The sequence below is a fragment of the Bacillus sp. KICET-1 genome (assembly GCF_027721405.1).
Lineage (GTDB): Bacteria > Bacillota > Bacilli > Bacillales > Bacillaceae > Bacillus > Bacillus velezensis.
Map to the genome: position 1 here is coordinate 1,638,396 of NZ_CP113515.1, position 21,045 is coordinate 1,659,440.

Genomic DNA, 21,045 nt, shown 5'->3' on the forward strand with positions numbered 1-21,045 from the left:
ATCCCTCCATATAACGGAGGGATTTTTTTATTGCTTGTAAAACCGCAGCAGGTCGCCGTTTAATATTTTATCGGAAAGCATCAGCTCTTGTTCCGCTTTTTCTTTCTCATCGCTGCACGCGCTCATGTCAGAAAGCGGTTCACCCGTTTTACGGCTGTAACACGTATTTTTCGTATAAATATGATCATCCGTGATAAAGCTGCCGTTTCTCAGCACCGCAAACGGGGTCCGCTCTCCGGAAAACAGATCATTGCCGAACTGAATGCTGCCTTTCGTTTCAATGCCGAGCAGGTGAAGCAGCGTCGGTCTTACATCAACCTGTCCCGCGGCGGAAGCAATCGTTTCCGGCGCACGGTCGGTCACCCCGGGAATATGAATGATAAACGGCACGCGCTGAAGCTGAACCGTATCAAACGGAGTGATTTCCTCTTTCCCTAAGAATTCGGCAAGTCCTTGATTATGGGCTTCGGATATACCGTAATGATCTCCCATCAGGACGATCATCGCGTTGTCATACAGTCCTTCTTTTTTCAGCTTCTTGAAAAAGTGTTTCAGGGCCTCATCTTCATCGCGGACCGTCGTCACATAGCGGTTTAATAAATCGCTGCTTGTGTCCGGTTCTTCAATGAGCTGATCCTGTTTATCAATTTCAAAAGGAAAATGGTTGGTCAAAGTCAGCAGGCTCGCGTAAAACGGCTGCGGAAGCTTCTTTAATTTTTCCGCTGACTGTTCGAGAAATTCCTTATCCTTCAGGCCCCAGCCTGTTGAATTTTCCTGTGTCACCTTAAATTCATCCGCGTCGAAAAAACGGTCGATTCCGAATGTCCCGTACATCTCATCCCGGTTCCAAAAGGCCTTATGATTGGCATGCAGAACGGCTGAATAGTATTGATGATCTTTTAACATATGGTACATCGTATTGAACCGGTGGCCGCTTTTTGTAAAAAAAACGGCGCCGCTGAAGACGGATACAGCGAATTCGCAGTAATGAATTCTGAATCTGAGGTTTTTCCCTGTTCAGTCTGCTGATAAAAATGAGTGAAGTCATAACTTTTTTTCCGCAGTTTATTTAAAAACGGGGTAATCTCCCGCTCGTTGACCCGCTCATCCATTACAAAACGCTGGGTTGATTCGAGCGTAACAAAAATCACATTGCGCCCCTTTGCCAGCCCGAACTTTGATTCGGACGGCCTGCTGTAGTCGGCTTGAGTGTAATTTGCGACCGCCGCAAGGCTGTCTTCGTCGGCAAACGCTTTAGCCCCTGCATTCAGCGTCTGCGAAATGGTGTCATACAAATGAAAGTGGAACAGGCCGATTCCTTTTACGAGCGCTTCACGATCAAAAGGGTGCTTGAACAGCTTCGGCTGCTCGGCCTCAGACAGCGCAAGGTTGCACAGCATGAGGCCGGCTGATGCCCACGCATACGCTTTAACGGTACGGGCGCCCGTTTTTCCTTTACCGGCTTTATGCCTTTTACCAAGATAAAACAAAACCGCAATATCCAAAAATAAAGCGATGTAAAGCGGGTGAAACAGCTCTTGGACGCTGCTCCCCATATCGCCCATATTGCTCGCCTGAAACAAAACCGGTATGGTGATAAAATCAATATAAAACCCGTAAAACACCGTATTTGCGATTAAAATCCCCGTCAGCATCACATTTGCCGAAAGCAGAAATATCCGCTGTTTTTTTTCCGTCAGCAGCAGGGCGATGCCGAACAGCGGCACAATGAAGCTCAGCGGATTAATGAGAAGCAGACATTCCTCAAGAACCGAATTGTTCTGCAGATCAAAACCGAGCTTATAAACGGCATAGGTTTTCATCCACATGAACAGGATGGACAGGCATAAAAACCGATGATTGCTGAAAAAGGTTTTCTTCATATGTATGACTCCTCACCCTAAAAGCGAAAGATGCTTTTTGTTTATGAGATGCGGCCGTGAACCAGTTCGTATAAATAATAGCAGGATACAATCGTTAAGCCGGCCAGCACAAGCTGCTCCGAAAAGCTCCCCGTTCTCATATAAAGGGGAAGACGGAAGCGGATGGCGGACGGAAACAGCAGTTTAATGCCGTTGACGGTCCATGCGTCAAGCACAAGGTGGCTCGCCATTCCGATCATCAGTCCGGCGGAAATGCTCGGATTCGGAATATAGGTTGCCGTAATGAAAAACATAATAAGCATAAACAGCAGGCTGTGTGTAAACGTTCTGTGGCCGAACACCGTGCTTACGATTTTGGACAGAACGGGCAGCGTCCTGCCGATTTTGCTTTTCGTATGGCATATGTCGGGAATCAGCGCCCCGAGGGCACCCGCTGAGGTCATAAGGACCGGATCATACCCGTAATAATACGCAATTGCGGAACAAGAAGCGATGCCTCCCATGATGTGTGTTTTTCCTGTCATTTTTCGCTTCTCCTTTTTATTTTTGCCAAAATCCCCTGAATTACAAATATATCAAGAGAATGCATGTTTGATCAACAAACTTTACCTGTTCCGCCAAAAGGAAGGAGACGCGGATTCCGCATATTCTGCCGCGGAAAAAGACACATTATAGGTGTACCTATATTTGATAAAGAGGTGATACAGATGGCTTTCTTTAACAAAGAAAAAGGAAAAAACAGCGATAAAAACAAAAACGTCATTCAAGGCGCGCTTGACGACGCCGGTGCAGCTCTGAAAGACGATCCGCTTCAAGAAGCTGTTCAAAAGAAAAAAAACAACCGCTGACCATATAAGACGGGTAGGGCGAACGCTCTATCCGTTTTCCATCTAATTTTTCCCTTTGACAGATCTTTTTATCTCTGATAACCTCTGAGTAGAATTGAATGATAAAAATCCTCACTCTTTCTCGGTGAGGTAGAGGTTGCGCTTGATGATGAGTCGCACATGCCAGGCTGATAGGGGCCGCAAAACATGTGTTAAAGGCATCAGCGCCGAAGTGTAAAGAAAGCCGATCCTTCTTTATGCTGGGACTGTATCTGAATAAGTGCAGGACTGCCGCGTGCTTTTTCGCGGAGGGCTATCCGGAGATCAAGGGTGTGTGTGTTTCTTTAAGCATGGACTTTTGTTCAGGCTTTTTTTTGCGTGTAAATATGGTCTCGGGGTCTGGTCCGTACGAATGAACAACCAGGAGGTACAGGAATGGAACAGACGAAAAAATGGGGTTTTTGGTTATTAACGGCGTTTGTCGTAGGAAATATGGTAGGCTCGGGCATCTTTTCGCTTCCGAGTACGCTCGCAAAAATCGCGAGCCCGTTCGGCGCTACATCGGCATGGCTTTTAACGGGAGCCGGTGTGTTAATGATCGCGCTGGTCTTCGGCCACTTATCCATCCGCAAGCCTGAGCTGACGGCGGGGCCGCAAAGCTATGCGCGTGCGCTGTTCAATGATCGGAAAAAAGGGAATGCAGCGGGCTTCACGATGGTGTGGGGCTACTGGGTGGCGAGCTGGATCAGCAACGTGGCGATCATCACGAGCCTTGCCGGATATTTAACATCATTTTTCCCGATTTTAACGGATAAGCGTGAAATGTTTTCGATCGGCGGTCAGGCGGTTACGCTCGGCCAGCTGCTGACGTTTGCCGTATGTACGGTTTTATTATGGGGCACTCACACGATTCTCGTCACCAGCATTAACGGTGCGAGTAAATTAAATTTCGTCACGACGTTTTCAAAAGTATTAGGATTTATCTTCTTTATCATTGCAGGTTTATTTGTGTTTCAAACGTCGTTTTTCGATCATTTTTATTTTCCGGTTCAAACAGGTCCTCACACAGTTGAGGGAATCGGCGGGCAGATCCACAATGCGGCGATTTCAACATTATGGGCGTTCGTCGGAATTGAATCTGCAGTCATCTTATCCGGACGCGCCCGTTCGCAGCGCGACGTGAAACGCGCCACCATTACCGGATTATTGATCGCGCTTGGCATCTATATCATCGTGACATTGATTACGATGGGCGTGCTTCCGCATGGTAAGCTTGTCGGCTCGGAAAAACCGTTTGTTGACGTATTGTACGCGATCGTCGGCAATGCGGGAAGCGTCATCATGGCGATTCTGGCGATTTTGTGTCTGTTCGGAACGATGCTCGGCTGGATTCTTCTCGGTTCTGAAGTTCCGTATCAAGCGGCGAAATCAGGAGACTTTCCCGCTGCTTTTGCAAAAACGAATAAACAGGGAAGCCCGGTTGTGTCGTTAATCGTAACGAACGTGATGTCACAGATCTTTATCTTTTCGGTTATTTCCCGGACGATCAGTGACGCGTTTACGTTTTTAACAACGGCGGCGACGCTTGCTTATCTGATTCCGTATCTCGTGTCAGCGTTTTACAGCCTGAAGCTCATTTTTACGGGTGAAACGTATGACGAGATAAAGGGCTCAAGAGTAAGAGACGGTATCATCGCCATCCTTGCCTGCATTTATTCTTTTTACGTCATTATTACCGGAACGGCCGATTTAACGACCTTTATTCTCGGTATCGGGCTGTTTTTCGTCGGTTTGCTGTTATATCCTTTCGTCTCAAAGAAATTTGCAAACAACAGACAATCGGTATGACAAAAAGACATCTCACGTCAGTGAGATGTCTTTTTTGTTTGCGGCAGCGGGTTACTTTTTGACGGCGTGTATATAATGAATGGTCTCGAATGCGGTTAAATGGTCAGTGCGTCCGCTGAAAAAACGGTCATTGACGTCCGCCGGAGATAAATGTTCATAAATAAGCAGACCTGATGATTCTAATATTTTTTCGATTTCTTTATAACTGAAACACGATAACATCGGTTCTCCGCTTGCTGCAGCCATTTTCACCATGTTTTCCACTCTGTTTGACAGTCCTCTTTCTTCAAAGAGCGACTCATCTGCATAATCAAACACGATAGAGCTTCCCGGCGGGACTTCGGCAAATAATTGTGTGAGCAGGCGGGCGAGATGCTTTTTCGTAAGATAGTATGACACACCGAGCAGGCTGAAAAAGGTTTTTTGGACTGAAAAACCTTCCTGATACAGACGGCTGAAAGAAAGCGAAGCGGCGAAGTCCATCGGTACAAAATGAAGATGATGGGAAATGCCGAGGTTCAGATGTTTCAATCTGTTTATTTTGTCTTCCTGTGAAGCGGGATGATCGAATTCAAATATGTCTAAGGCGTTTGTCACCTCAGGATGCCTGAAACAAAAAGTATCCAGCCCCGCGCCAAGGATGACATACTGTTTGGCCCCGAGCTTCACTTCATTGAAAAGCACTTCTTCACAATATGCGGCACGGGCTAACGGTGTAGGAGACAGCTGGACTTGAGTCACCCATTTTAAGATGTCATCCGGTTGGCCTTGAAGCCTCTGGGCCATGTCTTTGCTGAAAAATGATATACCTTGAATCAGATGATCGCGGATGTCCGAATGCTCTTTTTCAGAAATCAGATCTTGTGCCAAAAAATCATCAAATATCACTGGGGTGTCGTATTTACTGTGGTACGCCCTTCCGAAAGCGGACAGCAGGGAAGTCATACTCGCCTTGTTTTCTTTCATATAAAGATCCTCCGTTATTTACATCAATCTCCGGCCGGGAGAATCTTATTATACATGTTAATCCAAAAATGTAAATTATAGCATAAATAAATTTTTTTGTCAAGTTTTAAGCGTAATAAAAAGCCGCTGTCACAGCGGCTTCGGGGTTACTTCGTTAAGCTTTTTGTGATGTAGTCGAGCTGGCCTTCAAGTGAGATCGGGTCTGAGAAATAGAAGCCGATCGGATCAATGCGGTAGACATGGTTTTGTTTGACGGCATCGAGGTTCTTCCAGATTGAGCTGTCAAGCACGCCTTTGTCGTCACCGCCGGCCTGCCATGGCCCCATAAAGATGTAGTCTCCCGCGAAGTCAGGCAGTTTCTCGAGTGAAATGCTGGCGTAGCCCGGCCCTTGATTAATGGCTTTTTCCTGCGTCAGTTTTGTGGCCTTCAGCCCGAGTTTGTCATAAATGATGCTTCCGCCGCGGCCGAAGTCTTTACCGAATACATAGATGTCTTTTCCGTTTGTCTGCATGATGGAGATGGTTTTTGAGCCGACCGCTTTTTGAACCTTTGTTTTAGCGGCAGCGGTTTTCTTATCCCATTCAGCCAGCCATTTGTCTGCTTTATCTTCAGTGCCTGTCATTTTCGCAAACTCTTTGAATTGATCAATGTTGCTGAGCTTGTCATATTTAATGGCGATTGTCGGCGCGATTTTTTCCAGTTTTTCGATATCGGCGCCTTGTGTCGTCCAGACAACGATTAAATCCGGCTTTAAGTCAATGATTTTTTCAACGGACGTGCCGTCGCCGATGTTTGTCACACCTTTTGTTTTCCCTTTGTAATAAGGGTTTTTAAATACGTTTTGCGGCGCGCCGACAACATTGATGCCGAGCTGTTTAAAGTCGCCGTAGTAGCCGTCAGCCATGACGACGACCCGTTTCGGGTGCTTCGGAATTTTAATATTGCCGTTTTCGGCTTTATACGTGATGGTTTCTTCTTTTTCAGAAGAACCTTTCGTGTCTGAAGAATTGCCGCATGCGGCCAAAGCGGCGATGAGCAGCACGGCAATCAGCGCTGCGCCGATTTTCTTGTATGTATGGAACATCTGACATTCCTTCTTTCATAAAAATTAGTGATAAAGAGAATCATTATCAGTGTGATTATATCACTGCTTTCATAGAGAAGCACGCTCTTTTTAAAGAAAAACTTTCTTTTTTTATATGAAATTAGGTCTATTAAAAGAGAAGATAAAAGTGCTATACTGAAACAAGTCATTGATAATCATTATCATTACCATTCTTGTTTTGAGAAAGGAAGAACGAGTGTTGGGTCTATTGAAAAAGAAACAGACAATGACGGCTCAAGGGGCATCAGGGAGTGAAATCCAGTGGACGGCGCGTTCATTCCGGGCTGCTGTGCTGCTGTGTGCCGGTATTGCAGTTTTATTGATCGGCGCGGCTCTGTCTGTTTCCATCGGAGCTGCCGATATTCATCTGCGGACGGTGTGGGATGCTCTCTTTCACTTTCAGCCGCAAAATACATCTCATCAAATCATACGCGATCTGAGGCTGCCGAGAACTGCCGCCGCCGCGCTCGTCGGGGCTTTTTTAGCTGTGTCCGGGGCGATTATGCAGGGGCTGACGCGGAACCCGCTTGCTGAGCCTTCCATTATGGGCGTGACGTCGGGGTCAGGATTTGCGATCGCATTGGCATTTGCTTTTTTTCCGGGTCTGTCTGCGGCGGGACTTGTTTTGTGGTCCTTTGCGGGAGCGGGAATCGGAGCGCTTATTGTGTTTGGCATCGGCCTGTTTTCAAAAGGCGGTCTGACACCGGTGAAGCTCGCGCTGGCCGGTACGGCAGTCGGCTATTTCTTAACGGGGCTTTCAAGCGCGATTGCGATCCGTTTTGATGTCGCCCAGGATGTGAAGTTCTGGTATGCCGGAGGAGTCGCTTCCGTCAAATGGGAAGGCGTGCAGCTGCTTTTGGCGGCCGGTGTTATCGGACTATTGCTGGCATTTCTGATTGCGCGCTCAGTGACGGTGCTGAGCTTGGGTGAGGAACTGGCCAAAGGGCTCGGGCAGTACACATCGCTTGTAAAAGTAATCGGAATGTTTGTCGTTGTCCTCTTGACGGGGGCTTCAGTCTCAGTCGCCGGAGCCATTTCTTTTATCGGCTTGGTAATTCCGCATATCACCCGGTTTTTAGTCGGGGTAGATTACAGGTGGATCATTCCCTGTTCGGCGGTATTCGGCGCCGTTCTGTTAGTCTTCAGTGATATTGCCGCAAGACTCGTCAATGCGCCGTTTGAAACACCGGTCGGCGCTTTAACCGCCCTTATCGGCGTTCCCTTTTTCTTTTATTTGGCGCGCAGGGAAAGGAGAGGGCTGTAATGAATGTAAAATCGAAAAAACCGCTGGCGGTCATGGCCGTTACGTTTTTGCTCATATGCATCGTCTTTTTTATCAGTTTAAACATGGGGGTGATCCGGATTGCGCCTCTTGATACGCTGCGTGTCTTTTTCGGACAGGGGGATGCCCGGGATCAGCTCGTTTTATTTGAATTCAGACTGCCGCGCATGGTGCTGTCATTGCTGGTCGGCGCCGGAATCGCGGTTTCAGGCGCGATTTTTCAAAGCGTGTCTCAAAATGACTTGGCGGAGCCGGGCATTCTCGGTATTAACGCCGGAGCGTCTTTGGCGGTCGTTCTGTTTATCTTCTTTTTCCAAGGATCAGCTGTTGATTTAAGCATGGCCGGTACATGGCTGCTTCCGGTGAGCGCTTTGGCGGGGGCTTTTCTGGCTGCGCTGCTCATCTATGTTCTGGCTTGGAAAAAAGGCGTTTCACCTGTCCGGCTCGTTTTGGTCGGGATCGGCGTCAATGCGGGGTTTAATGCGCTTCTCTTGATTTTTCAGCTGAAAATGGACCCGCGGGATTTCATGCAGGCGCTTGTATGGATTTCCGGTTCGATTTGGAACGCCAATTGGAAAATGGTGCTGTCCATTTTGCCGTGGCTGCTGGTTCTTTTACCGTTCAGCCTCTATAAAGCCAGGTATTTAAATGTGCTTCAGCTCGGTGATCAGCTGGCGGCGGGGCTTGGCACCCGGGTTGAAAAGGAGCGGCGCGTTCTGCTGATGTCCGCCGTTGCCCTGACCGCGTCATGTGTTGCGGCAGCCGGCGGAATCGCTTTTCTCGGACTCATTGCACCGCATTTGGCCAGAAGGCTTACCGGGCCGCGCCACCAGACGCTTATCCCGGTTTCGGCTTTAATCGGAGCATTTTTATTTCTGCTTGCCGATACGCTGGCGAGAAATGTGCTTGCACCGTCCGAAATTCCCGTCGGCCTGGTGATTTCCGTGCTCGGAGCGCCGTATTTTGTATATTTACTGATGAAAACGAAATAGAGGAAGGAGGCTGCCGCGATGAACTCATTATCGGCGGAACAGCTTACTGTCGGTTATGGTGACCGTTTGATAGCGAAAGAATTGGATATCGCCATCCCGAAAGGAAAAATTACAACGCTGATCGGTCCGAACGGCTGCGGAAAATCGACGGTTCTCAAAACGATGTCAAGAATCATGAAACCGAAATCCGGCGCCGTCTATTTAAACGGACAGGCGATCATGCAAAAATCCACGAAGGACATCGCCAAGGAAATGGCAATTCTTCCGCAGACGCCTGAAGCGCCGAGCGGGCTGACGGTGTACGAACTTGTTTCTTACGGCAGGTTTCCGCATCAGTCCGGAATGGGCCGTTTGAGTGATAAAGACCGTGACATGATCAAATGGGCGCTTGAAGAGACGGGGATGGCCGAATTTTACGACCGGCCGATCGAAGCGCTTTCCGGGGGACAGCGGCAGCGTGTGTGGATCGCCATGGCGCTCGCTCAAGAAACGGAGCTGCTGCTTCTTGATGAACCGACCACTTATTTAGATCTCTCCCATCAGCTTGAAATTTTGCAGCTGCTGGACAAATTAAACAAGGAGCAGGGCCGCACCATTTTAATGGTCATTCATGATCTGAACCATGCCGCCCGTTTTTCCCATTACATGATCGCCCTGAAAAAAGGGCGCGTCATCAAGGAAGGAACGGCGGAGGAAGTCATGACTCCCGGCATATTGGAAGACGTGTTTCAAATTGACGCACAGATTGTAAAAGATCCGCGCACGAACAAACCGGTCTGCTTAACCTACGATTTAATCCGGCATGAAAACGCAACGGTAAGATGAAAAAAAAACGCAGAGCCATTCCGGCCTGCGTTTTTTAGTGCGCCCGGGGCTGCTTTTGTCCGGAGACGCATTTATCCAAAACGAAAAAAACTCCCGCCACAATCAGCTCCTCCGTCGTTGACAGCCAAATCTTTTCAATCAGTTTATCCGTCGTATACGCGGTCATCCAGAGGAACAGCAGCTGAACGGTGCCGGCTAAAAGGAGAAAAGGCAGCCTGCCCGTCCCAAAAAAGGTAAAGCTATGTATCATCAGCCGCTCAAGCGGTTCAAAACATAAACCGAGAAGAATAAAAAGCACGGAAAAAAGCAGGACGTACGCCATCGATCCGTAGCTCGTCCCGGCTAATGAAAATACAGCCATCATCACGATAAAATACCCGAATAATACGGCAGCGGCTGCCAGGGCATACCGGAGCACCTGAAGAAAAAACATTTTCGTCCCGTTTTGATTGATCATCTGTTCAGCTCCTTTTCACACAGAGGAGACTTGCAGAGACGGAACTCTGCAAGTCGATGTGTATCTTCAGCATTTCTTTTTGACGACAGGGTGTTTCTCTTTCGAAAGAATATCCGTAAAGTCTTTGCCCAGATCCAGATGCTGCTGGACGAATTTCTCGGGAAGCATGGCAAGCCATTGGTTCAGGGACACATCGGCATAGTGGTCATCCTTGAAGATTTCCAGGAAGACGAGCGGCTCATCTCCCAAATTTTCCACATAGTGGCCCATTGCGAACGGAACGTAACCGACATCCCCGGCCTGATAGTTAAATGTTCTTGCATGGCCGTCCGATGCAAAAACCGTCATCCGCCCTTTACCGGAAATATAATACTGCCATTCATGCGTGTTCGGATGCCAGTGCAGCTCTCTCATTGCGCCCGGTTCGACCACGACAAGCGCTGAAGCGATCGTTTTGGACACTTTGAAGTTTGTGGAATCCGCGATATATACTTTGCCGCCATCCGTCTCAGCAGTCGGGCCTTCATCCAGCAGGCGGTAAGTGAACGGATATGGCACTTCACCGTTCGGGCCTTCCACAATGTCATCTTTCAGCTTCCCGGGAACCGGCTCTTCAAAGATATATTTTTCTTTCCCGGGCAGGCCGGCGAGGTCTTTTTCTGAAACCCCGAAGTTGTTGGCGATGACATCAAGCGGTGTGTGGGCAAGCCAGTCAGTCACTTGGAATGTGCTGTTTTCTGAGAAGGAACCGTCATCAAAAACCAAGAGGAATTCACAGCCTTCTTTCAGCGCCTGAATGGAGTGCGGCAGGCCTGACGGGAAGTACCACAGATCTCCTTCCTTCACGTCATCGATAAAACTGCGTCCCTGTTCATCAACAATCGTGACCCGCGCTTTGCCCGTCAGCATATATGCCCATTCCGCTTCTTTATGCCAGTGCAGCTCACGGATGGCACCCGGTTTTAAACGCATGTTGACAGATGCCAGATTTTCAGAAATCGGCAGCTCGCGAACGGTCACCTCACGCGCGTATCCGCCCTTTTCCAGCCGGTTGTGCACATCTGAGAAAGAGAATTTCATATTATCCACTGTGCCGTGATCCGTTTCCGGCGGCGTCAGCATATCCGGATTTTGGCGGTCTCTTTCAAGGTTGCGCGGTATCGTGACGGTCGCCCCTTTGTCTCCTCTGATCGGCTGCGGGATATTGCAGTTGTTTTCTTTTGACATGTAAATCGTCTCCTCTCAAGCTTTGTTTTTTCAGAAAGAGAATGTGAAAGGCCTTTCGTTTTCCCTTCTGCTTTGTTAAGTGATGCGTTCCGATGAAAAGTCAACTTCGAGTGAAAATTAATTTTTCATTTTCTGCTCTTTCAGTTCCGTCATCAGTTCGATCAGGGCGTCAAACTTCTTCTCAAACCGTGTGAGAAGATACATGGCAATCAGAGCCGGAAAGCCGAGATTGCCGATCTGTCTGACCGTTTCTTCTATAAAAACCTGATCCATTATCAGCCACCTCCTGACTTGACCTGCAGTCATGTATATAAGTGAAAGAAAGAGCGGCTCCTGTAAACCTGATATCCCGGTTGAGGGTCTTTTTTTTGTTCCGGCAAAACCGGGACATAAGGAATACGGAATCTTAGTCGGAAAGGAGTAGTTTACTTTTTTTTGCTTTCTTTCATTTAATTTAAATAGGGGGCGGTTTTATGGACTATCAAGTTCTTTTACGGTCAAAATGCAAGGAAATTATGAAACATCCGATCGTTAAACATTTTTTAAGTGACCCAAAGCATTACGAGAAATTTAAAAATGTGCTGGAACATTCAGACGAGAAGGATGCAAAATCATTGGATGACCATTTTAAGCAGTTTTATAAGGAAATCCGGATCATCAAATATATGAACTCTATGATCCGGATTTTCTCAATCGATTTTGACAAGCGCATCCGTAAAAATCAGAAGCGCTATCCGCTGACGGTGGATCAGCCGGAGGGAGGTGAAGCGCTTCCCTATGAAATGGGAAAAGACGCGTATGAAGAGTTTCTGCGGAAGCAGGGGGATTTGAGCCAGCATGTCCAAAACCGTGATTTATACGAAGCGCTTCAGACGTTAACCGATAAGCAAAAAAGCGTGCTGACGAATATTTATCTTCACGGAGCGACGATGAAGGAGATTGCCGAGTCGCTGGGTGAATCACGGCAGAACATTTCTAATATTCATAAAAAAGGGCTCGATAATCTCAGAAAGCATCTGGACAAGCAAAAAAAGGGGGAAAATAAGCAGTGAACGGGCCATTTGACTTCAGCAAAGAGAACACAGATACCGACGAAATGGAACTTTTGATTTCGCGTTTTTCGCCAATGATAAAAAAAAACTGAGCAATACATCATACCAGGAAAGAGAAGATCTTGAACAAGAATTGAAGATTAAAATAGTTGAAAAAGCGGACATGCTGTTATGCCAGGACGTGCCGGGTTTTTGGGAATTTATTCTTCATCTTATAAATGAAAGCTCCTGACAAAAGCGGCGGAATGATGGATATTCCGCTCTGACAACGTGAGAAAAACGAGAAGAGATGTCCGGTCTCGTTTTTCTTTTCTGTTTCCCCGCAAGACCTCCGCACTAAAAAAGTACCAAATCTTATCCATATAATGATATGATGAAAAAAACAAAGAGAAAGGAACGTCCAAGTGGAAAATGCGTCAATTTTAATTGTAGACGATGAGAAGGCGATCGTTGATATGGTCAAACGCGTTCTCGTCAAAGAAGGCTATCACAACATTAAGACAGCCGGAAGCGCTGAGGAAGCGATCGAGTTTGTTAAACATGAAACCGCGGATCTGCTCGTGCTGGATGTGATGATGGAAGGCATGTCCGGTTTTGAAGCATGCACCGAAATCCGGAACTATACCGACGCTCCGATCTTTTTTCTGACTGCCCGTTCTTCTGATGCGGATAAGCTGTCAGGATTTGCATTGGGAGCTGACGATTATATAACAAAGCCGTTTAATCCGCTCGAATTGGCGGCGCGGATCAGGGCGACGTTAAAGAGAACCTATAAGCGCGAAGAGAAAACGGCGGTAAAGACGTATTCATACAGCCATTTTTCCTATTCACCGCAAAACGCCGAGCTGATCGTCGGGGGCGAGCCCGTCAGCTGCTCCGCACAGCTTCTGCAGCTGCTTCAATATTTCTGTGAACACCCTGATGTGGTGCTCTCAAAAGATCAGATCTATGAAAAAGTATGGGGATATCCGTCTTACGGCGACAACAACACCGTCATGGTGCATATCCGCAAGCTCAGAGAAAAGATTGAAAAAGACCCCAGCAATCCGTCCTATATTGTAACGGTGCGCGGCCTCGGTTATCGGTTTATTCCCGATCAAGGAGAAAAAGGAACCCGCTCATGAGAATGCGCGGAAAATTTCTGCTCCACTTTTTCGGACAGCTGCTGCTTGTCATCCTGCTGATGTCCGTTTTGGCCGTCGCTTCTTTCTTCTATTTGGATTGGCGTTTCAGCGAAGCGGAAGCCAATGCGGGACTGACCAAAGCGACGGCGGACTCGTTTGAAGCATGGCTTGATAAAAATGAAGACGGCACATGGGATGTCGATGAGTTTTTAAAGATGTCGGTCAGAAAGCAGAAGGGCTGGCTGCAGATCATTAATGACAATGAAAAAACGGACTATGCGTACAGAGTGCCGAAAGACGTCCCGAGCCATTACAGCAGAAAAGACCTCTTATCCATTTATCAGTACCGGAATTTTGACAACTACAAGCTGAATTACTGGACGGTCACGATAAATGATGAGACCTATTTGATTCTGTTCGGCTGGAAATCCGCCAGTGAGCAGCTTCTCACTTACATCGAATCACAGGAGCCATCCCTCGCTTCCCTTTCTCAATATAAAAAAAGCACGATTGATTATATTAAACGGGAAAAAGGGGCGGTCTACCTTCTCGAAGACAGCGGCAGACTGCTCGGGGATATCAACAGCACGAAAAAAGAACGGAACACCGTCAATGAGCTTGAATTGCTGAAATACAGTTCCAAGCCGTGGAATTACAAACGGGAAATTTCTTTTAAAAGACTCGATAAAACGAAATGGATGGTCGCGTCGGTGCCGAACCCCGTGTACATCCCCGATCACGAGTTTAACAAATCATTTTTGAGAAATGTGTTGAAAACCCTCTTCCTCTTGATCGGAATCCTGGTATTTATGATCTGCATCCTGACCATCTGGTACTCTTTCCGTTTCGGCTGGCCGCTGTTTCATACCATCAAATGGCTCGTCAATTTATCAAAGGGCCGGCTTGAAGAGCCAAAGAACCGCAAAGGACAGCCGGTCAGCAAAAACAAAAAAGGCAAAACAAAGCAGCCGTTCCGCTTTTTCGCCGAGATTTTCGAATCGATGGATCAGCTGACCGACACGCTGAAGCGGGATAAGAAAAACAGAGAAAAAATCCAGGCGACAAGGGAAGAATGGATCGCCGGGCTGAGCCATGACTTAAAAACCCCGCTGAGCACGATTTACGGCTACAGCATGATGCTTGAATCGAAGCAATACGACTGGACCCCGGAAGAAGTCAAAGAAATGGGGCAGATCGTCCGGGAAAAATCAGAATATATGTCCAAGCTGATTGAGGACTTAAACTTAACATACCGCCTCAAAAACGCGGCCCTCCCGATCGAACGGCGGCTGATCAACGTCGTGCCGTTTATCAGAAACGTCACGAACGATTTCACGAAAAACACGTTCTCGGAAGGCTATGACATCGCCTTTGAAACCAAAAAGGAAGACATTCTTTTCGCCATTGATGAAGCGTGGTTCCGCCGTGTTCTGGAGAATCTGCTGGCAAACGCGGTTAAGCATAATAAGAAAGGGACCGCCATTCGGGTCGTGCTTGAGGAATCAGCCGAACAGCTCATTCTGAAGGTGAAAGATAACGGAAGAGGAATGGACGACGAAACGATTCACCAGCTGTTTAACCGTTATTACCGGGGAACGAATACGAAAGGTCCGTCAGAAGGAACGGGACTCGGGCTCGCCATTGCCAAGGAGCTGGTACACCTTCATAACGGAACCATCCATGTCAACAGCAGAATCAGCGCCGGAACGGTGATTACGATTCTTTTTAAAAAAGATTGAGTTTGGACGCCGCTTTGTCGGGAATAACAATAGAAGACTGACAAGCAAAAGAGGTGTTCACACATGGAAGCAGCATTACGAGCAGATACGAGAGCAGTAATCGGAGAAGGCCCTTTATGGGACAAGGACAAGCAATGCCTGTACTGGGTGGATATACTGGGCAGCCAGCTCCATATCTTCACTCCGGCTGACGGAATCAACCGTTCCGTTAAATTCAAATCATTTGTCACGGCCCTGGCCTTGTATTCAAAGGAAGAGCTGGTGATGACGATGAAAGACGGTTTTTACCTGTACAATCTTCGGGAAGATACATTGACGAAGATGAAGCAGCCGAGAGACATGCGGGAAGATATCCGTTTCAATGACGCAAAATGCGACCCGTCCGGCAGATTATGGGCAGGAACGACGAGCATGGAAGGCAAAGAAGAGGAGGCTTCGCTGTACCGTCTGAATACGGACGGCAGCCTTGCCAAAATAAAAGACCAGGTCTCCACCTCGAACGGTTTGGATTGGGATCGGGACCGAAACCTGATGTACTATATCGATACTCCGACGCAGGAAATCGTCTGTTATTCATATGATCCTGAAACCGGAGCCGTATCAGATCCGAAAACGGTCTACCGCTTTCCGGAGTCGCAAGGATCTCCCGACGGAATGACCATTGACCGTGACGGAATGCTGTGGGTGGCTCTGTTCGGAGGCGGCCGTGCCGTCCGGATTGACCCGTTTTTGCATAAGGAAATTGCATCTATCGAAGTTCCGGCGAAATACGTCACCTGCTGCGCGTTCGGAGGCAGAGACTTGAACACGTTATACATTACGACCGCGACGGAAAAATTGACGGAAGCCGAAAGACTTGAGCAGCCGCATGCGGGCGGCCTGTTTTCAGCAGAGCTTGAGACGGGTGGCTGGGAGCCGGTTCCGTTTGCAGGCATGATGTAAAAAAAAGCCCTGGCATATGGGGAAGTTCCCATTGTGCCGGGCTTTTTTGTGTTAAATGGAGCGGATGATGCCGCCTTCAACCCGCTGTGCGGTGCCGTTAATGGCAGAAGCCGCTGATGAAGCGAGAAATACAATCGTATTGGCGACTTCTTCCGGGGTTGCATAGCGCTGAATCAATGATGTCGGTTCATTCACTTTAAAATAATTCCGGACGAAGCTGTCCGTGTCTTCTCCGGCAGCCTTTGCGGCTCCTTCCATGTAAGAAGCGACGCCTTCGGTCCATGTCGGTCCCGGCAGCACGGAGTTGACCGTGACATTTGTGCCTTTCGTCATTTCCGCCATTCCCCGGGACAAGCTGATTAACGCCGTTTTCGTCATTGAATACGGAATCATTTGCGCAAGCGGTTTGACACCGGCTTCACTGGAGATGTTCAAAATCCGTCCGCTGTTTCTTTCAAGCATTTGCGGCAGAAAACGCCGGCACAGGCGCACGGCGCTCATAACATTCACTTCAAAATACCGAGTCCATTCATCATCAGACACCTCAGCGAAGTCCTTTACTTCAAAAAAACCGAGATTATTGACGAGAACATCGACTTCCCCGATTCCGCCGGCGCGCTTGATCAAGTCATCCGCCTCATCCTGACGCGATAAATCCGCAGCGATGCCGTGAACCGTTCCGTAAGCGGAAAGCTCCTCAACCGTCCGTTCCACAGTTTCTTTTTTTCTTCCGTTTACAATCACCTCGGCGCCTTCGGCTAAAAAGCTTTTTGCCGCGGCTTTTCCGATCCCTGAAGTTGATCCTGTAATCAACACGAGCTTTCGTTCAAGCTGTAATTCCATGATAATCCTCCTTTTTACACCATTGTGTAACAGTATACATGATGAATTTTAGTGTGTACGAACAATTTGCTTTCATGCAAAAAGGCCGGATATACAAGCCTTAAAGACTTATAGTATAATTACTGCGAAAAAAGGATACGAATGTCAAAGAGACAATCGTTTACCATAATCAGGGGGAGTTAAAAGAATGAAGAAGATCACTGCCGTCTGGGCGGCGCTCTTGGTCACCGCCTTTGTGATCGCCGGCTGTTCCGGCGCACAGGGAGAAGGAAGCGCGGCCAAACAAAAAGCCGTCTCAACCGAAGCATTCCCGGTAACCATTAAGGATGCCGCGAACGAAAAAGTAACCATAAAGCAGGCACCGGAAAAAATCGTTTCCCTCATGCCGAGCAATACGGAAATTACATACGCGCTCGGACTGGGAGATAAGGTCGCAGGCGTCACGACAAATGATACATATCCGAAAGAAGCCGTAAAAAAACCGAAAGTCGGAGATATGAATGTGAACGCTGAAAAAGTCATCGCGCTGAAGCCGGATCTCGTGCTTGCCCACGCGTCCTCTATGTCCGCTTCCGCCGATGCGATGAAGCAGCTGAAAGATGCGGGCATCACCGTCTTAACGGTCAATGATGCGCAATCGTTCCAAGATGTGTACAAATCAATCAGCATGATCGGAAAAGCGGCCGGCAAAGAAAAGCAGGCGGATCAGCTGATCCAATCGATGAAATCCGACCTTTCCGGCATAGAAAAGAAAGCGGCGGCCATTTCTGAAAAAGACGAAAAGAAAGTATTCGTCGAAGTGTCTCCTGACGGCTACACGACGGGGAAAGGCACGTTTATGAACGAAATGCTTGAAGATATACATGCGAAAAACGCCGCCGGCAGCCAGACCGGCTGGGTGCAGCTGACGGATGAAGCGATTGTCAAAATGAATCCGGACGTCATCATTACGACAGACGGCGTAAAGGCCGCTGAAGTGGAAAAACGCGCCGGCTGGGGTGCCGTCAATGCGGTCAAACACCACAATGTCTATTCTGTTGATCCTGACCTTGTCACACGCTCAGGCCCGCGCCTTGTCAAAGGGGTCGAGAAGCTTGCAGAAAGCGTTTATCCTGAAACGTTTAAAAAGTAACCGCCCGCTGGCCTACACGGTCAGCCTGCTGTTTTTAGCCGTTTGTACGGCACTCGGCATTTCAATCGGCAGTCTGCATATTCCTTTATCTGACGTTTTTTGGATCGGGATCGGCCGGACATCCTCTGTTGATCCCATGAATGTAAATATTATGATCAATATCCGCCTGCCGAGAGTCGTTCTGGCCGCTCTTGTCGGAGCCGCGTTATCCATTGCGGGGGCGGCGTTTCAGGGACTTCTGAAAAATCCGCTCGCCGATCCTTATACACTCGGGGTATCTTCGGGAGCCTCGGCGGGAGCTGTTATCACCTTGTTTTTCGGCATTCAGATTCCCGTCATCGGCCGGTTCACACTTCCGGTTGTCAGCATCGCCGCTGCCATTGCGGTTATGGCGGCGGTTCTGTTTTTCAGCCGCCTCGTTCATGCGTCGATGTCGGTTTCGACGCTCATTTTGACAGGCATTATCATGAATTCTTTTCTCGGGGCTCTCATTTCGCTTGTGATTGCTTTAACGGGAAATGATCTGCTCCCGATTGTCCGCTGGCTGTTGGGAAGCGTGTCCATGAGGGGCTGGGGCTATGTCGCGCTGTTTCTGCCTTTTTTTCTGGCCGGGACGGCGCTTCTGCTTATCAATGGCAGAGAATTAAACATTATGACTTATGGAGAAGAAAAGGCAAAGCTGTTAGGCGTCAGTACGGGAAAAAGAAAACTGCTGATGATCGCCGCCGGATCTCTGCTGACGGGAGGAGCGGTTGCCGTCTCGGGGACGATCGGATTTGTCGGCCTTGTCATTCCCCACGTGACACGGCTCTTATGGGGAACGGATCATCGCCATTTACTGCCGCTGTCAGCATTGACGGGGGCCGGGTTTCTCATTTTGGCGGATTTGTTTTCCCGCACCGTCATTGAGCCTGTCGAATTGCCGATCGGCATTATGACGGCTTTGGCGGGAGCGCCTGTATTTGCCTTGATTCTGCTTATCCAGCATCATGGAGGGAAACGCTTATGATCAGGGTGAGCAGCCTGTCCGGCGGGTACGGAGGCCGGATGATTGTGGAAGATGTCAGCTTTACCGCCGGAAAAGGTGAATTTGTCGGCATACTCGGTCCGAACGGCTCGGGAAAAACAACGCTGATGAAATTGCTGACGGGAATGCTCTCTCCGTCAAAAGGCGAGGCGCTCGTAGCAGGCAGGCCCGTCGGCGGATACAAGCCGCGGGAGCTTGCGAAAATCATGGCCGTTTTGCCGCAGCATACGGAGCAAGCTTTTACATTTACCGTTAAGGAAACAGTGTCCTTCGGCAGATACCCGTATCAAAAAGGACTCTTCAGACAGATGGATCAACATGATGAAGACATTGTCCGGGAAGCGATGGAAATGACGGGCATCGACCGATATGCGCAGCAATCCGTCCGCAATCTGAGCGGCGGGGAGCGGCAGCGCGTCTATCTGGCGCAGGCGCTGGCTCAGCAGCCGGAGGTACTGTGTCTGGATGAGCCGACGACCTTTCTTGATCTCAAATATCAGAAAGACCTGCTTGATACGGTGAAGCGGCTGACGAGAGAAAGAGGCCTGACGGTCATCAGTATTTTTCACGACCTAAACGCCGCAGGCCAATATTGTGATCAGCTCCTGATGATGAAAGACGGACGCGCTTTTCCGAAGCAGACGCCGGATCAGGCTTTGAAAAAAGAGACGATTGAAGACATTTACGGTATCACTGTCAGCGCTGTTGCCCAGCAATCGTCGCCGAAACCGCTGATCGCTTTCATGCCGGAAGCGTGGAAGGAAGGAGAGCCTGTCAACGTTCCGTTCGCCTCTTTGATAAACAAAAGCGGAAATACCGTAACGCTTCATACAGAACGGCCGTTCAGAATGCTGTCAACCGCATCTGACGGCCCGGGATTTTCGTGGAGCCGCCGGCTTTCCGGCTCAGCGGCCGCTGGTTTGATCTGCCGTACGTTTGATTCGGTCACAATTGCCGTGACTGCGCAGCATACCGTTTGGGTGCTGATCAGCGGACGTTTATCGGAACAGGGATTTGTACGGCTGTTAACGGCAGCGGCTGAAGCGAGAATGCAGGCCCTTTCCGGCAGACAGGCAAAAGGCGACATTGTCATTTGTGCCTTGCAGACAGGAGAGGCAATGGACGTCCCTCACGCGGAAAGAGCCGTCAGAAGAGGAACCGCGGCATGTGTAAAAGCGGCGGAAGAAGGAGGAATACAACGATGAAGCTGTATACGAAAACCGGTGATAAAGGACAGACAAGCCTGATCGGCGGCAGAACGGATAAAGACAGTCTGCGGGTTGAAAGCTACGGGACGATTGATGAGCTGAACAGCTTTATCGGGCTTGCGCTTGCGGAGCTAGATGATTGTGAGAATTGCGGTGATGTGAAAGCCGAACTCCGAAACATTCAGCATGAGCTGTTTGACTGCGGCAGCGACTTGGCGACGGTCACTGAACATAGAAACTATACATTAAGAGAGACATCTATTTCCGCATTGGAAGACTGTATAGACCGTTACACGGCTGAAGCGCCCCCGCTTGAGAAATTTATTCTTCCGGGCGGGCATAAGGCGGCTGCTCAGCTTCACATTGCGCGGACCGTCACAAGACGGGCTGAGCGTCTCGTCGTGAAACTGGGCAAAACAGAAGAGATAAACGATACGGTGATGCGTTACTTGAACCGCCTGTCTGATTATTTTTTCGCGGCGGCAAGAGCAGTTAACGCAAGACAGGGCGTTCAGGATATAGAGTATGAAAGAAGCGCCGCGGTATTCCGTGATGATGAATAACG

20 protein-coding genes, 2 pseudogenes and 1 riboswitch are annotated in these 21,045 nt (G+C 48.7%); of the genes and pseudogenes, 14 read left to right on the top strand and 8 right to left on the bottom strand.

The features are described from left to right. Positions 1–27: 27 nt before the first annotated feature. A pseudogene (locus OVA33_RS08355) lies at positions 28–1,883 on the bottom strand (LTA synthase family protein). Positions 1,884–1,924: 41 nt separating this feature from the next. Further along, complete coding sequence (locus OVA33_RS08360; protein ID WP_003151759.1) at positions 1,925–2,407, bottom strand: metal-dependent hydrolase; 483 nt, start codon at positions 2,405–2,407, stop codon at positions 1,925–1,927. A 183-nt stretch (positions 2,408–2,590) separates the two neighbouring features. Here OVA33_RS08360 and sspJ point away from each other — a divergent pair, with 183 nt between their 5' ends. After that, the gene (gene sspJ / locus OVA33_RS08365) at positions 2,591–2,731 is read left to right on the top strand and encodes a small acid-soluble spore protein SspJ (protein WP_021494114.1); all 141 of its coding nucleotides are present in this window, start codon (positions 2,591–2,593) and stop codon (positions 2,729–2,731) included. A gap of 122 nt (positions 2,732–2,853) precedes the next feature. Continuing rightward, a riboswitch (Lysine riboswitch) is annotated at positions 2,854–3,034 on the top strand. A gap of 111 nt (positions 3,035–3,145) precedes the next feature. Continuing rightward, positions 3,146–4,558: an amino acid permease gene (locus tag OVA33_RS08370; RefSeq protein WP_029973585.1), complete on the top strand. Its 1,413-nt coding sequence runs from the start codon at positions 3,146–3,148 to the stop codon at positions 4,556–4,558. Positions 4,559–4,609: 51 nt separating this feature from the next. Here the strand turns inward: OVA33_RS08370 and OVA33_RS08375 are convergent, their stop codons facing one another. Continuing rightward, entirely contained in the window at positions 4,610–5,524 is a 915-nt protein-coding gene (locus tag OVA33_RS08375) for a class I SAM-dependent methyltransferase (RefSeq protein WP_063637068.1), read from the bottom strand. Between the two features lie 146 nt (positions 5,525–5,670). Then, a complete protein-coding gene (locus OVA33_RS08380) occupies positions 5,671–6,609 on the bottom strand; it encodes an iron-hydroxamate ABC transporter substrate-binding protein (protein WP_021494112.1) in 939 nt (312 codons plus the stop codon). Between the two features lie 247 nt (positions 6,610–6,856). Here OVA33_RS08380 and OVA33_RS08385 point away from each other — a divergent pair, with 247 nt between their 5' ends. From OVA33_RS08385 to OVA33_RS08395, 3 genes are read left to right on the top strand one after another with little or no spacing between them, the layout of a single operon-like run. After that, entirely contained in the window at positions 6,857–7,894 is a 1,038-nt protein-coding gene (locus OVA33_RS08385; protein ID WP_172401312.1) for a FecCD family ABC transporter permease, read from the top strand. Beyond that, complete coding sequence (locus tag OVA33_RS08390) at positions 7,894–8,904, top strand: FecCD family ABC transporter permease (protein ID WP_014418863.1); 1,011 nt, start codon at positions 7,894–7,896, stop codon at positions 8,902–8,904. Before OVA33_RS08385 ends, OVA33_RS08390 begins: the two co-directional genes overlap by 1 nt. A gap of 18 nt (positions 8,905–8,922) precedes the next feature. Further along, positions 8,923–9,729, top strand: a complete 807-nt coding sequence (locus tag OVA33_RS08395; RefSeq protein WP_063637067.1) for an ABC transporter ATP-binding protein — start codon at positions 8,923–8,925, stop codon at positions 9,727–9,729. A 34-nt stretch (positions 9,730–9,763) separates the two neighbouring features. Here OVA33_RS08395 and OVA33_RS08400 read toward each other — a convergent pair whose 3' ends face one another. The 3 genes from OVA33_RS08400 to OVA33_RS08410 all read right to left on the bottom strand — a co-directional run bounded on the left by OVA33_RS08400 (position 9,764) and on the right by OVA33_RS08410 (position 11,686). Then, positions 9,764–10,186, bottom strand: a complete 423-nt coding sequence (locus OVA33_RS08400; RefSeq protein WP_003151772.1) for a regulatory YrvL family protein — start codon at positions 10,184–10,186, stop codon at positions 9,764–9,766. Between the two features lie 66 nt (positions 10,187–10,252). Beyond that, a complete protein-coding gene (locus OVA33_RS08405; RefSeq protein WP_007410043.1) occupies positions 10,253–11,413 on the bottom strand; it encodes an oxalate decarboxylase family bicupin in 1,161 nt (386 codons plus the stop codon). Positions 11,414–11,530: 117 nt separating this feature from the next. Next, on the bottom strand, positions 11,531–11,686 hold the full coding sequence (locus OVA33_RS08410; RefSeq protein WP_065180478.1) for a YvrJ family protein: 156 nt from the start codon (positions 11,684–11,686) through the stop codon (positions 11,531–11,533). 242 nt (positions 11,687–11,928) lie between these two features. Between OVA33_RS08410 and OVA33_RS08415 the strand changes: the two genes are divergently transcribed. The 5 genes and pseudogenes from OVA33_RS08415 (at position 11,929) to OVA33_RS08435 (ending at position 16,270) form a co-directional block, all read left to right on the top strand. After that, entirely contained in the window at positions 11,929–12,465 is a 537-nt protein-coding gene (locus tag OVA33_RS08415; RefSeq protein ID WP_088056565.1) for a sigma-70 family RNA polymerase sigma factor, read from the top strand. A 44-nt stretch (positions 12,466–12,509) separates the two neighbouring features. Further along, positions 12,510–12,697, top strand: a pseudogene (gene rsoA, locus OVA33_RS08420) (sigma-O factor regulator RsoA). 172 nt (positions 12,698–12,869) lie between these two features. Beyond that, the gene (locus OVA33_RS08425; RefSeq protein ID WP_003151779.1) at positions 12,870–13,589 is read left to right on the top strand and encodes a response regulator transcription factor; all 720 of its coding nucleotides are present in this window, start codon (positions 12,870–12,872) and stop codon (positions 13,587–13,589) included. Further along, positions 13,586–15,328, top strand: a complete 1,743-nt coding sequence (locus tag OVA33_RS08430; RefSeq protein ID WP_021494020.1) for a HAMP domain-containing sensor histidine kinase — start codon at positions 13,586–13,588, stop codon at positions 15,326–15,328. Before OVA33_RS08425 ends, OVA33_RS08430 begins: the two co-directional genes overlap by 4 nt. Before the next feature lie 63 nt (positions 15,329–15,391). Further along, on the top strand, positions 15,392–16,270 hold the full coding sequence (locus OVA33_RS08435) for an SMP-30/gluconolactonase/LRE family protein (protein ID WP_063637066.1): 879 nt from the start codon (positions 15,392–15,394) through the stop codon (positions 16,268–16,270). 51 nt (positions 16,271–16,321) lie between these two features. Here the strand turns inward: OVA33_RS08435 and OVA33_RS08440 are convergent, their stop codons facing one another. Next, positions 16,322–17,113: an SDR family NAD(P)-dependent oxidoreductase gene (locus tag OVA33_RS08440; protein ID WP_063637065.1), complete on the bottom strand. Its 792-nt coding sequence runs from the start codon at positions 17,111–17,113 to the stop codon at positions 16,322–16,324. Positions 17,114–17,300: 187 nt separating this feature from the next. On the opposite strand from OVA33_RS08440, the gene OVA33_RS08445 reads away from it, so the two are divergent. Genes OVA33_RS08445 through OVA33_RS08460 form a run of 4 tightly spaced genes read left to right on the top strand, consistent with a single transcriptional unit; the run spans position 17,301 to position 21,043 of the window. Continuing rightward, the gene (locus OVA33_RS08445) at positions 17,301–18,245 is read left to right on the top strand and encodes an ABC transporter substrate-binding protein (RefSeq protein WP_017418938.1); all 945 of its coding nucleotides are present in this window, start codon (positions 17,301–17,303) and stop codon (positions 18,243–18,245) included. Continuing rightward, a complete protein-coding gene (locus OVA33_RS08450) occupies positions 18,208–19,254 on the top strand; it encodes a FecCD family ABC transporter permease (protein ID WP_063637064.1) in 1,047 nt (348 codons plus the stop codon). Before OVA33_RS08445 ends, OVA33_RS08450 begins: the two co-directional genes overlap by 38 nt. Then, positions 19,251–20,477 (top strand): ABC transporter ATP-binding protein, encoded by a 1,227-nt coding sequence (locus OVA33_RS08455; protein ID WP_063637063.1) that lies wholly within the window; start codon positions 19,251–19,253, stop codon positions 20,475–20,477. Before OVA33_RS08450 ends, OVA33_RS08455 begins: the two co-directional genes overlap by 4 nt. Next, the gene (locus tag OVA33_RS08460; protein WP_063637062.1) at positions 20,474–21,043 is read left to right on the top strand and encodes a cob(I)yrinic acid a,c-diamide adenosyltransferase; all 570 of its coding nucleotides are present in this window, start codon (positions 20,474–20,476) and stop codon (positions 21,041–21,043) included. Before OVA33_RS08455 ends, OVA33_RS08460 begins: the two co-directional genes overlap by 4 nt. The last annotated feature ends 2 nt before the right edge of the window (positions 21,044–21,045 follow it).

What these genes read in the sequence shown, in the direction of transcription:
- OVA33_RS08360 (WP_003151759.1), bottom strand. Translation starts at nt 2,407, where the DNA reads ATGACAGGAAAAACACACATCATGGGAGGCATCGCTTCTTGTTCCGCA.
- sspJ (WP_021494114.1), top strand. Translation starts at nt 2,591, where the DNA reads ATGGCTTTCTTTAACAAAGAAAAAGGAAAAAACAGCGATAAAAACAAA.
- OVA33_RS08370 (WP_029973585.1), top strand. Translation starts at nt 3,146, where the DNA reads ATGGAACAGACGAAAAAATGGGGTTTTTGGTTATTAACGGCGTTTGTC.
- OVA33_RS08375 (WP_063637068.1), bottom strand. Translation starts at nt 5,524, where the DNA reads ATGAAAGAAAACAAGGCGAGTATGACTTCCCTGCTGTCCGCTTTCGGA.
- OVA33_RS08380 (WP_021494112.1), bottom strand. Translation starts at nt 6,609, where the DNA reads ATGTTCCATACATACAAGAAAATCGGCGCAGCGCTGATTGCCGTGCTG.
- OVA33_RS08385 (WP_172401312.1), top strand. Translation starts at nt 6,857, where the DNA reads ATGACGGCTCAAGGGGCATCAGGGAGTGAAATCCAGTGGACGGCGCGT.
- OVA33_RS08390 (WP_014418863.1), top strand. Translation starts at nt 7,894, where the DNA reads ATGAATGTAAAATCGAAAAAACCGCTGGCGGTCATGGCCGTTACGTTT.
- OVA33_RS08395 (WP_063637067.1), top strand. Translation starts at nt 8,923, where the DNA reads ATGAACTCATTATCGGCGGAACAGCTTACTGTCGGTTATGGTGACCGT.
- OVA33_RS08400 (WP_003151772.1), bottom strand. Translation starts at nt 10,186, where the DNA reads ATGATCAATCAAAACGGGACGAAAATGTTTTTTCTTCAGGTGCTCCGG.
- OVA33_RS08405 (WP_007410043.1), bottom strand. Translation starts at nt 11,413, where the DNA reads ATGTCAAAAGAAAACAACTGCAATATCCCGCAGCCGATCAGAGGAGAC.
- OVA33_RS08410 (WP_065180478.1), bottom strand. Translation starts at nt 11,686, where the DNA reads ATGGATCAGGTTTTTATAGAAGAAACGGTCAGACAGATCGGCAATCTC.
- OVA33_RS08415 (WP_088056565.1), top strand. Translation starts at nt 11,929, where the DNA reads ATGAAACATCCGATCGTTAAACATTTTTTAAGTGACCCAAAGCATTAC.
- OVA33_RS08430 (WP_021494020.1), top strand. Translation starts at nt 13,586, where the DNA reads ATGAGAATGCGCGGAAAATTTCTGCTCCACTTTTTCGGACAGCTGCTG.
- OVA33_RS08435 (WP_063637066.1), top strand. Translation starts at nt 15,392, where the DNA reads ATGGAAGCAGCATTACGAGCAGATACGAGAGCAGTAATCGGAGAAGGC.
- OVA33_RS08440 (WP_063637065.1), bottom strand. Translation starts at nt 17,113, where the DNA reads ATGGAATTACAGCTTGAACGAAAGCTCGTGTTGATTACAGGATCAACT.
- OVA33_RS08445 (WP_017418938.1), top strand. Translation starts at nt 17,301, where the DNA reads ATGAAGAAGATCACTGCCGTCTGGGCGGCGCTCTTGGTCACCGCCTTT.
- OVA33_RS08455 (WP_063637063.1), top strand. Translation starts at nt 19,251, where the DNA reads ATGATCAGGGTGAGCAGCCTGTCCGGCGGGTACGGAGGCCGGATGATT.
- OVA33_RS08460 (WP_063637062.1), top strand. Translation starts at nt 20,474, where the DNA reads ATGAAGCTGTATACGAAAACCGGTGATAAAGGACAGACAAGCCTGATC.